Consider the following 13,574-nt stretch of genomic DNA (forward strand, 5'->3'; position numbering starts at 1 on the left):
AAGAAGCGCGGCCTCCCAGGGGTCCAGGGAATGTTTTCGCGTTCGGGAGGACGACATGGCGAATGTTTCGATGGGAGCCCCGCCGACCAGGAAGGCGATGGAGGCCGAGGAGCGGCCGGCCGCGCGCTCCAACCTGTCCCGCGAACGGCTGAGATCGGCCTGGCTTTTCTTGACGCCGATGCTCCTCGTGCTCGCCCTAGTCGCCGGCTGGCCCCTGATCGAGACGATCTACTACTCTTTCACCAATGCGAGCCTCTCCAATATCGACGGCGCCGAATGGGTCGGCCTTCGCAACTATTGGGAATACGTGGATTACGGCGACGGAGAGGGCGAATATTTTGGCCTCTTCTTCGACAGCCAGTGGTGGAACGCCGTCTGGAACACGGTCTACTACACCGTGATCTCGGTCTCGATCGAGACTGTGCTCGGCCTCGCCTTCGCCCTCGTCCTCAACGCTGAGTTCAAGGGCCGCGCCTTAGTGCGCGCCGCCGTCCTCATCCCTTGGGCGATCCCGACCATCGTCTCGGCCAAGATGTGGGCCTGGATGATGAACGACCAGTTCGGCATCCTCAACGACATGCTGATGACGGTCGGCATCATCTCCTCGCCCGTCGCATGGACCGCCGATCCGGACACCGCGATGTGGGCGGTGATCATGGTCGACGTCTGGAAGACGACGCCATTCATGGCGCTGCTCATCCTCGCTGGCCTGCAGATGGTGCCGGGCGACGTCTACGAGGCCGCGAAGATTGACGGCATCCATCCAGTCAAGGTGTTCTGGAAGGTCACGCTGCCGCTGATCCGCCCGGCCATCCTCGTTGCGGTGATCTTCCGCGCCCTCGATGCCCTGCGCGTCTTCGATCTCATCTACGTGCTGACGCCCAACAACACCGATACCAAGACGATGTCGGTCTTTGCCCAGGAAAACCTCTTCCAGTTCGACAAGTTTGCCTACGGCTCGGCGGCCTCGACCTTCCTCTTCCTGGTCATCGCCTTCATCACCCTCTTCTACATCAAGGTCGCCCGTCTCGACCTCGGCGGGAAAGGACGCTGACATGGAAGCCATCGCGAAACGGGTGGGTTTCTACGCCCTCGTCGTCTTCATCGTCCTCTTCTCCGTCTTTCCGTTCTACTACGCGATCCTGACGAGCTTCGAATCCGGCACGGCGCTGTTCGACGTCAACTATCTGCCGACCGAGTTCTCCCTCGCCAACTACCGCGATGTCCTGACGAACGGCGTCTTCCCATTGAACATCCTGAACTCGGTCATCGTCGCGGTGACGGTGGTCGTCATCTCGCTTTTCCTGGCTGTGACGGCGGCTTACGCCCTGTCGCGGATCAACTTCCGCGGCCGGGGCCTGCTCCTCCTCACGATCCTCGCGGTATCGATGTTTCCGCAGATCGCAGTGCTCGCCGGCCTTTTCGAGATGATCCGCTCGGTCGGGCTCTACAACTCGCTGTTCTCGCTGATCTTCGCCTATATGATCTTCACCCTGCCCTTCACGGTCTGGGTGCTGACCACCTTCATGCGTGATCTGCCCGTCGAGATCGAGGAGGCAGCGATCGTCGACGGCGCGTCGCCCTTCGTCATCGTCACGAAGGTGTTCCTTCCGCTCATGTGGCCTGCGCTGGTGACGACCGGGCTTCTCGCCTTCATCGCGGCCTGGAACGAATTCCTTTTCGCCCTCACCTTCGTGTCGAACAACGAAACCCGCACCGTGCCCGTGGCGATCGCGCTTCTCTCCGGGGCCTCCGAGCAGGAGATCCCCTGGGGCACGATCATGGCCGCATCGGTCATCGTTACGGTGCCGCTGATCGTGCTCGTCCTTGTCTTCCAGCGCAAGATCGTGTCCGGCCTGACGGCGGGCGGCGTGAAGGGCTGATGTTCATTCTCAAAATCCAGCGAGGTCTTCGAACCCGTGCTTGACCAGGTTCACGACATCCAGCTCTCGGCGACAGGCCAGCTGATCCAGGACCCCGACTGGTGGCGCGGCGCGGTGATCTACCAGATCTATCCACGCTCCTTCCAAGACACCAACGGGGACGGGATCGGCGATCTCGCCGGCATCACGAAGCGGCTCGACTATGTCGCCTCGCTCGGTGTCGACGCGATCTGGCTGTCGCCCTTCTTCACCTCGCCGATGAAGGATTTCGGCTACGACGTCGCGGATTATCGCGACGTCGATCCGATCTTCGGCACGATCGCCGATTTCGACGCGCTGGTCGAACGCGCGCATGCACTGGGTCTGAAGGTGATCATCGATCAGGTGATCTCCCACTCCTCCGACAAACATCCGTGGTTCGAGGAAAGCCGGCAGAGCCGGGACAACCCCAAAGCCGACTGGTACGTCTGGGCCGATCCGAAGGAGGACGGCTCGCCGCCCAACAACTGGTTGTCGGTGTTCTCGGGGCCGGCCTGGCGCTGGAGTTCGCGCCGGCGGCAATACTATCTCCACAATTTTCTCACCGAGCAGCCGGATCTCAACTTCCACAATCCGGAGGTTCGGTCGGCGCTTCTCGGCGAGATGCGCTTCTGGCTGGAGCGCGGCGTCGACGGTTTCCGGCTCGACACGGCGAATTTCTACTTCCACGACGCGGAGCTTCGGGACAACCCGCCCCTTCCGGAGGCAATGCGCTCGGAGACCTACGCCTCGCGCGCCGACCCGTACAATTTCCAGCACCACGTCCACGACCGCAACCGGCCCGAGAACCTCGATTTCCTAAAAGAGATGCGGCAGGTTCTCGACGAATACGGCGCAGTTGCCGTCGGTGAGATCGGCGAACGGACGACCGGCATCGAGATGATGGGCGAGTACACCTCCGGCGGCGACAAGCTGCAGATGTGCTACGCCTTCGAGTTCCTGTCCGGCGCGATCCCCGAACCGCAGACGATCCGCGGCGTGATCGAGCGCTTCGATGCGGCCGGACCCGACGGTTGGGCCTGCTGGGCCTTTTCGAACCACGATGTCGTTCGCCACGCTTCCCGCTGGACGAAGGGGCGCGAAAAGCGGGACGCCATACTCAAGCTCGCGGCCGGAATTCTGATGACGCTGCGCGGCTCGGTCTGCATCTATCAGGGCGAGGAACTGGGTCTTCCGGAAGCCGAAATCCCGCGCGACAGGATGGTCGACCCGTCCGGCATCGCGCTTTGGCCGGACGTGAAGACGCGCGACGGCTGCCGCACGCCCATGGTCTGGCTGACCGACAACCGGCACGGCGGCTTTTCCGATGCCGAGCCCTGGCTGCCGACGCCGAGCGAGCATCTTCCGCTCGCGGTCTCGGAGGCAGAGGCCGATCCGAACTCGCTGCTCGCCTTCTACCGGCGACTGATCGCCTACCGGAAGGCGACGCCGTCTCTTGTGAAGGGGACTCTCCGCTTTCTCGACGCAGCGCCCGGCATTCTCGCATTATTGCGCGAACATGAGGGCGAAGCCGTTCTCTGCGTCTTCAATCTTGGCGACGAGACGGGCAGCTTCCGGGCGCCGGAGGGGATGACCATGAACGAGCCCGTACCCTACCTCTTCGGTGGCCGGCTCGATGGCAACACGATCCGGCTCGCTGCCCATGACGGCTTCATCGCGCAAATCGAAAAATAACGACGAAAACGAAAGACCGACGGGAGGAAGTTCAGGATGGCCAGCGTCAAGCTCACCAAGGTCGAAAAGGCCTTTGGGGCGGTCAAAGTCCTGCACGGCATCGATCTTCAGATCGAACAAGGCGAGTTCATCGTCTTCGTCGGTCCTTCGGGTTGTGGGAAGTCGACCCTCCTGCGCCTGATCGCGGGGCTTGAGGACATCACCGGCGGCAACCTCGAGATCGACGGCAAGGTCGTCAACGACAAGAGCCCGAAGGAACGCGGCATCGCGATGGTGTTCCAGTCCTATGCGCTCTACCCGCACATGACGGTTTACGAGAACATGGCCTTCGGCCTGAAGCTCGATAAGTCGACCGGCAAGGACGAGATGGACACGCGGATCCGCGAGGCGGCGCGTGTTCTCCAGATCGAGGACTATCTCGAACGCCTGCCCAAGGCTTTGTCCGGCGGCCAGCGCCAGCGCGTCGCGATCGGCCGGGCGATTACCCGCAATCCCAAGGTCTTCCTCTTCGACGAGCCGCTGTCCAACCTCGACGCCGCGCTACGCGTCCAGACGCGCATCGAGATCGCCGGTCTCCACGAAAAGATGTCCGACACGACGATGATCTACGTCACGCACGACCAGGTCGAGGCGATGACGCTCGCCGACAAGATCGTCGTCCTCAACAAGGGTCATGTGGAACAGGTCGGCTCGCCGATCGATCTCTACGAACGGCCAAACAATCTCTTCGTCGCGCGCTTCATCGGCTCGCCGGCGATGAACATCCTGCCGGCAAGAATCGGGTCGGAAGGCGATCGGGCCCAGGCGACGATCGATGGGCTCGCCCCTCTCACGCTACCCGAGCCGCGGACAGTAGCGGCCGGCGGCAGCGGCTATCTCGGCGTCCGCCCCGAAGACCTCGCTCTCGCGGGCGAGGAAGAGGCCGACTTTATGGGCCGCGTCTCGCTGGTCGAACGGCTCGGCGAGGTCACGCTTCTCTATGTCGACATTGGCACAGCCGACGCGCCACTGGTCGCCAAGATTCCGGGCAGCGTTCCGGTGGAGCGCGACCAGAGGATCGCACTCAAGGCCCGCCGAGAAGCGCTACAGCTCTTCGACCAGGACGGCGACGCCATCCATCCGGACTGAGGGTGCACGTCTGGCCCGCAGGCGACGGGTCGGCGCCGGTCAGACCACCTTTACGGTGATCTCGCCGACCCCTGCGACCTTGCCGGTGAGGGTCTGCCCCTTTTCCACGGGACCGACGCCGGAGGGCGTGCCGGACATGATCATGTCCCCCGGCTGAAGCTCGAAATATTCCGACAGGATCGAAATCATCTCGGGCACCTTCCAGATCATCTGGTTGAGATCGCCGCTCTGGCGCCGCTCTCCGTCGACGTCGAGGCTGACCTCGCCCTCGGTCGGATGGCCGATCCTGTCGGCCGGGACCAGCGGGCCGCAGGGCGCGGATTTCTCGAAGGCTTTGCCAACTTCCCACGGACGGCCCAACTTCTTGGCCTCGCCCTGAAGATCGCGCCGCGTCATGTCGAGACCGACGGCATAGCCGTAGACGTGGTCGAGCGCGCTTTCGACCGGAATGTTGGTGCCGCCGCTCTTGAGCGCGACCACCATCTCGATCTCGTGGTGAACGTCGGAGGTCTTGGTCGGATAGGGGAAGGTCTCTTCCGTCGAGATGTTGGAGGGCGACTTGAAGAAGAAGAAAGGCGGCTCCTTGTCCGGATCGTGCCCCATCTCGACGGCATGGGCGGCATAGTTACGCCCAATGCAGAAGACCCGGTTTATCGGGAAGACCGCGTCCGTCCCCTCCACCGGCAAGGCGGCGACCGGAGGCGGGGAAATGACGAAGTCGTCGGATGCGGGTTTGGTCATTGTGCTCTGAGACATGTCAGCTTCTGGCTCCTGCATAGTATTCGATGCGTTTTTCGAAGCGCGCGACGATTTCCGCGAAGGTCAGCGCAAGGGTGAAGAGGAGCAGAACCAGCGCCCAGAAATGGGCCATCAGGAAGTTCTGCTGGTAGAGGGAGAACAGCGCTCCGACGCCGATGATCGAGACGAGAAGCTGTCCGATGACGACGCCCTTGACGCCGCGGATCATGCCGAGGCGCACACCGGCGAGGATCTCCGGCAGCGCCGCGAAGAGGGTGATCTTGAAGCGCTCGAAGCGCGAAGCGCCGAACGAGCGCGACATCTCGATGAGCGAGGGCGAGATGTTCTGGACGCCCGCGCGGGTGTCGAGGGCGATGATCCAGACGGCGAACATGAAGACGGTGACGATGACGGTCGGCGTGCCGAGGCCGAAGAGGATCATGAACACCGGAACGAGCGCCGAGAGCGGCGCCGACAGGAAGGTGTTCACCCACATGTTCAGCATCTTGTCGGCGGTCGGCACGAGGCCCATCAGGAAGCCGAGGGCAATGCCGACGACGAGCGCGATCGCGAGGCCCGCGACATAGGAAATCGCCGTGATCCGCATCGCCTCCGCGAAGCTCGAAGAGGTGAGCACATCGCCGAGGGCGAGGATCACCTCCGAGAACGGCGGAAACAGCAACAGGAGCTCGAGCCGGCCGATGATCTCCCAGAGGATCACCCAGACGATGAGCGAGCTCATCATCGGCAGGCGGTAGCCGAAGAGCGTCATGGCCTACTCCACATATTTCCGGATGCTGCGCCAGATCTCCTCGACCGTGTCGAGATAGGTGCCGTTGCGGCGCAGTTCGTCCGGGCTGATCCCGTCCGGGATATCCGGGTCGATGATCTCGGAGATCCGGCCCGGCCGCGGCGACAGCATGACGATGCGGTCCGAGACGTAAACGGCCTCCTCGATGGAATGGGTCACGAAGAGAAAAGTCTTGTTCTCGACCTCCCGCAGCCGGATCAGGTCCTCCTGGAACTTGCGCCGGGTCTGCTCGTCGACGGCAGAGAACGGCTCGTCCATCAGAAGGACGTCTGCATCGACGGCGAGCGCGCGGGCGAGACCGACGCGTTGGCGCATGCCGCCGGAGAGTTCGTGCGGATATTTCTCCTCGAAGCCGGCAAGCCCGACCTCGCCGATGTAATGCCGCGCCTTTTCCAAGCGCTCTGCCTTTCCGACCCCCTGCATCTTGAGGCCGAAAGCAGCGTTCTGGAGGACGCTCGCCCAGGGCATCAGCGCAAAGTCCTGGAAGACGAAGGCGCGTTCCGGACCCGGCCCTGTGACCTTCTTGCCCTTCACGAGAATTTCGCCATCCGTCGGCTGGAGAAGGCCGGCGACGATCTTCAAGAGCGTCGTCTTTCCGCAGCCCGAGGGCCCGAGAAGCGAGGTGAGATGTCCGGTCTCGAAACTGAGATTGATCTTATCGAGCGCGTGAACCGCGCCGCCATAGACCTTCGAGACGTTCCGCACCTCGATGATCGGGTTCGTTGGCTTCGGTACGGATCGTTCGGCGGTGTTGTCCGCGGCAAGGGCGACGGTCATGCGGCACTCCGTTTCTCGGGCCGGAAGAGCTTGGTCTCGACCCACTGAAGAAGGCCCACCGATACGATGGCGAAAAGCACGATGGCGACGATGGTCGCGTACATGTGGGCGAAGTTCGCGACCGAGCGGTGGAAAGTGATGAGGTCGCCGATGCCGGTCGGCGTGATGAGGAGTTCGGCGAGGACCGCACCGGAGAAGCCCTCCGCCACGCCGAGGCGCAGGCCGGCGAACATCATCGGGCTGGCCGCCGGGATGATGATCTGAAGGATCTGCTGGCGCCGGTTGCCCATGAAGGAATGGCACATGGAGACGAGCGAGGGCGGCACGTTCCGCACGGCCTTGTAGCTGTTCATCGCGATCACCGGCAGCGAAAGCATGACGACCGCGAGGACCTTGGCGGTGAGGCCGATGCCATAGACGAAGGTGACCAGGGGAATGAGCGCGGCCATCGGTGCGGCCTGCATGACGATGAAGACCGGCAGCGAAAGCCATTCCGCGTCGGTCCGCAACCCCATGGCGACGCCCGAACCGATGCCGACCACCAGCGAGATGGTGAGCCCGATCGCAAGCGGCTCCATGGTCTTGAGGAAAGCCGAACCCATCGAGCCGTCGACGATCATGTCGAAAAAGGACCGAAACAGTTTCGAGGAAGGTCGGGAAGGAGAAGTTGAATTCCGTGCGGCCGGCGATCTCCCAGACGAGGCAGAAAGAGATCACCGAGAGGACTTTCCAGAAGAGCGGCATCGCGCCGACCTGGCCGAAAAAGCCCGGCATTTCGGACCGGTCTGGGGTCACGTCCTCGACGGCGTGCGGTACTGACATGGATGTGTCCTCGACCTCGCCGGGCTTGGGTTCGGAGGGGCTTTCGCTCCGTACATCCCGGACGAGGGTACGATTGAGATCATCGACGGGCCGGCGCCTCAGCCTTGAAGGCCTGACGCGCCGGCCCGTCGATCCCGTTACTGGCGGGCGCTATCGAGCGGTGCGAAGCTCCAGTACTGCTCCGGATCGAAGTCCTCTCCCGGAGCCTCGACCTGACCGGCCGCGGCAAGGAAGTCGAGATCGTCACGGGCATCGCCCGGCTCGCCGCCGTCCGTCGGAAAGACGCCGCCCTCGACGGCTTCCTGATAATAGGTTGTGATGTCGCCGGCCGCCTGATCCGGCAGGTCGGGCAGAAGGCCATATTCCTCACGCAGCTCGGCGACGATGCTCGGATCCTCGTTGATATCGGCCCACGTCCGCATCAGTTCGCCGACGAAGGTCGCAATGTCTTCGGACCGCTCCTCGAGGACAGTAGTGTTGGTGTAGAGCGCCTCGTCGGTCGCGTTCACGCCCTCGACGGAGAGCCGCTTGAACTTCTCCCCACCCTGTTCCTGCAGGAGACGGAAGGCCGCCGCATCGACGATCGTCGCGTTGATCGTGCCTTGCAGCATGGCGCCGGCGCGGACCTCCGAGCCCGGAACGTAGCTGACATTGGAATAGCTGATCCCGTTTTTCTGCTCCATCAGGCGCATCAGAGCCTCAGTGCCCGAGCCGCGCGAGTGGACGGCGACTTCCTGACCGTCGAGATCGGCCCAGTCCGAATAGACCTCCGAATTCACGACCGGGAAGAACAACAGCGTGCTCATGCGATAGAACATGCGGATTGGAGCGCCGGAATTCTGAATGAAGGCATAAGGCGCACCGACGCCGATATCAGCCTGGCCGCTGACGACGGCCTGGGTCGCGACGTCTTCGGAATTGAAGAAGGTGATATCCATCGGGATTCCCTTCTCCTTGGTCCGCTCCATCGCGATCAGGAGTCCGAGGCTTTCCACGCTCGCAATGTCGCCCATGGCGACGGAGAGCGGTTCCTTGTCCTGGGCTGCGGCCGTAGCGGTGTGGCCGAAGGCCGAAAGGCCGAGGGCGATCGCGCCGGCGGCGGACACGAATCGACGTCTTGAGAACGGCATGTCATTTCCTCCCTGTGCATGTGCGTTCGGCCTGACGGCCCTTGCGACGAGGCGCCTCCTCGCGCTCGCCAATTTGCATATTGGTTAGAAGTAAACACAGCATTGGTTCTTGGTCAATGCTGAGATGGCGCACGAAAGGAGTTGCAGTGCACCCCGGTCGGGATGGCACCCTCGGGGCCGTGTCTGAGGACTCATCTCCAGTCGAACCAAAGAGTATTACTATCGGAACCGCTTACAGTTGACAGATCGCCGCAGCGTTGACAGACGTGCGCGGACGGCCTAACCATTTGACCAATCAATATTGGTTAAACGGTCCTACCATATGGATAGACGAGCAGAGGACGAACGCGACGTCGCCGCCGCTGCGGATTGGGACGAGGGAAATGATGGCGCGCTCATCCAGTTGCGCGCCTGGCTGACCCGCCACGACTTCCCGCCCGACACGCGGATTCCGCCTGAGCGGGAACTCTCCGAAATCCTTGGTGTCTCGCGTGGCGACTTGCGCAAGGCGCTTGCGACCCTCGAAGCCGAAGGTCAGCTCTGGCGCCATGTGGGCAAAGGGACTTTCACGGGCTCACGGCGCATCGAGGTGATGAGCCTCGCGGATATCGACCGCGAAACGAACCCCGCCGAAGTCATGCGGACCCGTATTCTGATCGAGCCGATCATCGCCCGCGAGGCCGCGCTCAACGCCACATCACGCCATATCGAAGCGCTGCGGCGATGCCAGCGCCGCACCCAGCGGGCCGCGACGTGGCGGCAATACGAGACCGCCGACAACGAACTCCACCGATGCATCGCCGAGGCGGCCGACAACCGGCTTCTCCTCGCGCTGTTCGACGCTCTGAACGCAGTGCGCCGCGCCGTCGTCTGGGGTCTGCTGCGCTCCTCGACGGACCGGCCGACCGAGAACCACCATTCGTTTTCCGAGCACGACCGGATCATCGAGGCGATCGAGACTCGCGACGTCGAGGGCGCAGGCCGCGAGATGTATCATCACCTGCGGGCCGTGGAGCGCTCGCTCCTCGACCGCGACTTCGGAGCCCCGCCGCCGCGCTAGCCATCCCCGATCGCAGATGGCCGGCCGCAGCGGCGATCAGTACGGCGGCGGCGTCGACCGCTTCTTCGTCTTCGCGGCGTCCGCCCACCATTCGAGGTCGGCGGCGAAACGCTCGAAGCTCTTCTCCAGCGCCTCACCCGCCTTGCCGGTCGGCGTTGACGCCTCGTCGAGCGTCGCCGCGATCGGACCGACCGCAAGCGTCGAGGAAATGACGACCATCCCCATCTCGGAGAGTGTCCCGTGCCAGGCGAGGCCGGCTCTCGCGCCCGACAGGCGCCCTGCGGAATAGCTGGCGATCGCGGCGGGTCGCCAGAACCATTCCTCAAGGAAATGATCGGTGAGATTTTTCAGACCCGGCTGGACGCCCCAATTGTATTCGCCGGTCACGAAGACGAAGCCGTCGGCGCCGACGATCTTGTCCGCGAGCGCCTGCAATGCCTCCGGCGCTTCGCCTGGCGAATATTCCTTGTACATCTTGTCGAGCATGGGCAGCCCGATCGCCTTGGCGTCGATCAGCTCGACGTCGTGGCCGCGCCGCGAAAGCCCCTCGACGAGAAAGTTCGCGAGACGGATGCCCACCCGGTCTTTCCGGTAGGAGCCGTAGAGGACGAGGATGCGGTGAGACATGTTGTGTCCTTTTCCGTGTAGGCGACGTACCGCGATTTTGTGATCCGGCGGATCCCCGGCTCAGATTGGCGCTTTCTCCCAACTTGCGCTCAGGCCGGATCCGAACCGATCGTACCATGCCTTGGCGAGGCCGACGTCGATCTGCCCGAGCGCGTGACCGCCGGGGACAACGCGATGCTCGACGGCAGCGCCCCGTGCCCGCAAGTCCGCGACGAGGCGCTCAGTGTTCTCCGGCGGGGCGAGTGGATCCATCGCCCCGGAAAGGACGAGGACCGGTTTCTCCGCAAGGGGTTCACCTTCGGGCGGCTCGGCGAACGGTGCCATTGCCCGAATGAGGATGGCGCCAGAAAGGGCTTCCGGCCGCAGCATCAGCATGGCCGCCGCGATATTCGCGCCATTGGAGAAGCCGAGCGCGATAGGCGCGTCGATGGCGTAGGCATCCCGCGCTGCCTCGACGAAATCGGCAAGTTCGTGGGTGCGCCGGACAAGATCCGCCTCGTCGAAGACACCCTCTCGAAGCCTTCGGAAGAAGCGCGGCATGCCGTTTTCGAGAACAGCCCCGCGCGGCGACAGGACCGCTGCCCCTTTGGCGACGATCCCCGCGAGAGGCAGAAGGTCGGCTTCGTCGCCGCCGGTTCCGTGCAGCGTGAGAAGCGGCCTCAGGCCCGCCGACGCACCAGCGAGAAAACGATGGTGGTGGCTCGTTGGAGGGGAAGCATTGGTCACGATCTGTCTCCATGGCGTGAGTCGGGGCCACTGCGGCCCCGGCTCGATCCCTGGCATGGCTCAGGCGAGCGCCGGGACGCCGGCCGGTTGCGCGATTGCGGGCAGCGCCGCCTCGATGGTCTCGCGGTGCGCTTCGAGGCCCGCGGGCAGCTTCAACGCCTCGCCGAGGCTTTCGCGCGGCTCGTCGATGTCGAAGCCCGGCACATCCGTTGCGATCTCGAAGAGCACGTGGCCCGGCTCGCGGAAATAGACCGAACGGAAATAGTTCCGGTCCCGCTGCTCGGTCGTCTCGATGCCGTGGTCCTCGGCGAGCGTTCGTACCATCGCAGCCTGTTCGTCGTCGTCCGCGGCGCGAAAGGCGATATGATGAACGGAACCCGCCCCGAAGCGTGGCTTCAGGAAGCCGCCGACCGCCCGGATATCGACGATACCACCGATCGGATTGCCCTCGACCGCATAACGCGTGGTCGTCTCCTCCGTCGCGATCTCGCTGAAGCCGAGGACGCCGGTAAGGATCGCCGCGGTCGGCGCCTTTTCCTCAACCAGAAGACTGACCGAATGGAAGCCACGGATCGCGACATCGGCGGGAATATCTTCCGTCGGCCAGCTCGTCTCGCTCGAAGCGCCGGGAACGGCTGCGAGCGCCAGCCGCATGCCGTCGGGGTCACGGAAGGCAAGCACCGTCTCGCCGAACCGCTTTACCGGCTTGTCGTGCGCGACACCGTGTTCGATCAACCGTTGGATCCACCAGCCGATCGCGTCCTCCGGCACGCGAAGGACGGTCTCCTGCGCCTCCCCGACGCCGAGGCGGCCGGAGGCGGCATGCTCCCAGGGAAAGAAGGTGAGAATCGTGCCGGGCGAACCGGCCTCGTCACCGTAATAGAGGTGGTAGCTGCCCGGATCGTCGAAATTCACCGTCTTCTTGACCAGCCGCATCCCGAGGACGCGGGTGTAGAAGTCGACGTTCCGGCCGGCCGGGCCGGCAATGGCCGTGACGTGGTGAATGCCGTGCGTCTTCATCGAACGATCTCCTTTCAGACTTCGATGTTCGGGATGAAGATAGGCGCAATATTTCCTGAAGGGTATGGGCAAACACATTGCGAATATGCAATCCTCTGATTGCAATGCCGCGACCCCGGTCGTCGATGGAAACGAGGCGAGGATGAAGGACGGTCTCGACACCCTCACCTGGGAGGACATCCGGCTGGTCGGCGCTATCGCGGAGACCGGCTCGCTGCCGGAGGCGGCCGCCCGTCTCGGCACCCATCATTCGACGGTGTTCCGGCGCCTGCGTCAGGTCGAGGCGGGGACGGGCTGTCCGCTCTTCGAGCGCACGGGCCAGCGGCTCACGCCGACGGCATTGGGCGAGGAGATCGCCGCACTCGCTGATCGCATCGGCTCCGATGTCGATCGCACCGCGATGAAGATGGCGGGACGCGAGGCGCTTCCGTCGGGCGAATTGCGCGTCACCACCGCCGACTCGCTGCTGCAGCACCTGCTGACGCCGATCTTCGCCGATTTTCAAAAGGCATGCCCCGATGTGCAGATCGACATCGTCGTCGCGAACCAGGCGCTGAACCTTTCCAAACGCGACGCCGACGTCGCGATCCGCGCCTCGGACAGTCCGCCCGAAACGCTCGTCGGACGCAGGCTCGCCCGGGTCGCCTGGGCCCTCTACGGCCGAGCGGACACAGCCAGTCCATGGCCGGGCGGCGACGCAAACGCAGACCATGACTGGGTCGCGCTCGGCGACGGCATGGCCGCCATGGGGGTGGTCCGTCATGCCGTCGAGACGGCAGCGCCCGGACGCCTGCGCTACCGGGTCGACACCGTCCTCGGGCTTGCGAGCGCGATCGAGGCCGGCATCGGCATCGGCCATCTGCCTTGCTTCATCGGCGATCGGTCGCCGGTCCTCGTCCGCCTCGAACCACCGGAGCCCGCCTTCGCAGCGGATCTCTGGCTTCTGACCCACGAGGATCTGCGCCGAGCCGCACGGGTCCGTGTATTCCTCGATTTCGTCGCGTACGCCGTGCGTGAGCGGATCGACCTCATCGAAGGGCGCGAGCCGCGGTCGATGGACGCCCTCTCCTCGCGCTCGGCGGCGCGGGATTGAACCGGTACCTCTGGCTCGGCTATCAGGAGCGGCGAACGACAGCGGC

Annotated in this window: 14 protein-coding genes; 6 read left to right on the forward strand and 8 right to left on the reverse strand. The window is 63.9% G+C overall.

Annotated features, from left to right (window positions below):
- Positions 1–55: 55 nt before the first annotated feature.
- Genes FP2506_RS13415 through FP2506_RS13430 form a run of 4 tightly spaced genes read left to right on the forward strand, consistent with a single transcriptional unit; the run spans position 56 to position 4,724 of the window.
- Positions 56–1,054, forward strand: coding sequence for a carbohydrate ABC transporter permease (locus FP2506_RS13415; RefSeq protein WP_007068065.1), 999 nt, complete (start codon positions 56–58; stop codon positions 1,052–1,054).
- Between the two features lies 1 nt (position 1,055).
- The gene (locus FP2506_RS13420) at positions 1,056–1,883 is read left to right on the forward strand and encodes a carbohydrate ABC transporter permease (RefSeq protein WP_007068066.1); all 828 of its coding nucleotides are present in this window, start codon (positions 1,056–1,058) and stop codon (positions 1,881–1,883) included.
- A gap of 36 nt (positions 1,884–1,919) precedes the next feature.
- The gene (locus FP2506_RS13425) at positions 1,920–3,596 is read left to right on the forward strand and encodes an alpha-glucosidase (protein WP_007068067.1); all 1,677 of its coding nucleotides are present in this window, start codon (positions 1,920–1,922) and stop codon (positions 3,594–3,596) included.
- 36 nt (positions 3,597–3,632) lie between these two features.
- Positions 3,633–4,724, forward strand: a complete 1,092-nt coding sequence (locus FP2506_RS13430; RefSeq protein WP_007068068.1) for an ABC transporter ATP-binding protein — start codon at positions 3,633–3,635, stop codon at positions 4,722–4,724.
- A 39-nt stretch (positions 4,725–4,763) separates the two neighbouring features.
- Here FP2506_RS13430 and FP2506_RS13435 read toward each other — a convergent pair whose 3' ends face one another.
- From FP2506_RS13435 to FP2506_RS13455, 5 genes are all read right to left on the reverse strand, one after another.
- Positions 4,764–5,480 (reverse strand): fumarylacetoacetate hydrolase family protein, encoded by a 717-nt coding sequence (locus FP2506_RS13435; protein ID WP_148227574.1) that lies wholly within the window; start codon positions 5,478–5,480, stop codon positions 4,764–4,766.
- Position 5,481: 1 nt separating this feature from the next.
- On the reverse strand, positions 5,482–6,234 hold the full coding sequence (locus FP2506_RS13440) for an ABC transporter permease (RefSeq protein ID WP_007068070.1): 753 nt from the start codon (positions 6,232–6,234) through the stop codon (positions 5,482–5,484).
- Positions 6,235–6,237: 3 nt separating this feature from the next.
- Positions 6,238–7,050 carry an ABC transporter ATP-binding protein gene (locus FP2506_RS13445; RefSeq protein WP_007068071.1) on the reverse strand — a complete coding sequence of 271 codons (813 nt, stop codon included), beginning with the start codon at positions 7,048–7,050 and terminating at the stop codon, positions 6,238–6,240.
- Positions 7,047–7,652, reverse strand: a complete 606-nt coding sequence (locus FP2506_RS13450) for an ABC transporter permease (RefSeq protein WP_244404198.1) — start codon at positions 7,650–7,652, stop codon at positions 7,047–7,049. The genes FP2506_RS13445 and FP2506_RS13450 overlap by 4 nt, the downstream gene beginning before the upstream one ends.
- Before the next feature lie 357 nt (positions 7,653–8,009).
- Positions 8,010–9,002 (reverse strand): ABC transporter substrate-binding protein, encoded by a 993-nt coding sequence (locus FP2506_RS13455; protein ID WP_007068074.1) that lies wholly within the window; start codon positions 9,000–9,002, stop codon positions 8,010–8,012.
- A 322-nt stretch (positions 9,003–9,324) separates the two neighbouring features.
- Between FP2506_RS13455 and FP2506_RS13460 the strand changes: the two genes are divergently transcribed.
- Positions 9,325–10,062, forward strand: a complete 738-nt coding sequence (locus tag FP2506_RS13460; protein ID WP_007068075.1) for a FadR/GntR family transcriptional regulator — start codon at positions 9,325–9,327, stop codon at positions 10,060–10,062.
- A gap of 36 nt (positions 10,063–10,098) precedes the next feature.
- Here the strand turns inward: FP2506_RS13460 and FP2506_RS13465 are convergent, their stop codons facing one another.
- From FP2506_RS13465 to FP2506_RS13475, 3 genes are read right to left on the reverse strand one after another with little or no spacing between them, the layout of a single operon-like run.
- Complete coding sequence (locus FP2506_RS13465) at positions 10,099–10,689, reverse strand: NADPH-dependent FMN reductase (RefSeq protein ID WP_007068076.1); 591 nt, start codon at positions 10,687–10,689, stop codon at positions 10,099–10,101.
- 60 nt (positions 10,690–10,749) lie between these two features.
- Positions 10,750–11,415 carry an alpha/beta hydrolase gene (locus FP2506_RS13470; protein WP_007068077.1) on the reverse strand — a complete coding sequence of 222 codons (666 nt, stop codon included), beginning with the start codon at positions 11,413–11,415 and terminating at the stop codon, positions 10,750–10,752.
- Between the two features lie 60 nt (positions 11,416–11,475).
- Entirely contained in the window at positions 11,476–12,435 is a 960-nt protein-coding gene (locus tag FP2506_RS13475; protein ID WP_007068078.1) for a ring-cleaving dioxygenase, read from the reverse strand.
- An 85-nt stretch (positions 12,436–12,520) separates the two neighbouring features.
- On the opposite strand from FP2506_RS13475, the gene FP2506_RS13480 reads away from it, so the two are divergent.
- On the forward strand, positions 12,521–13,528 hold the full coding sequence (locus tag FP2506_RS13480) for a LysR family transcriptional regulator (protein ID WP_244404200.1): 1,008 nt from the start codon (positions 12,521–12,523) through the stop codon (positions 13,526–13,528).
- The last annotated feature ends 46 nt before the right edge of the window (positions 13,529–13,574 follow it).

This window comes from Fulvimarina pelagi HTCC2506, from assembly GCF_000153705.1.
GTDB classification, from domain to species: Bacteria; Pseudomonadota; Alphaproteobacteria; order Rhizobiales; family Rhizobiaceae; genus Fulvimarina; species Fulvimarina pelagi.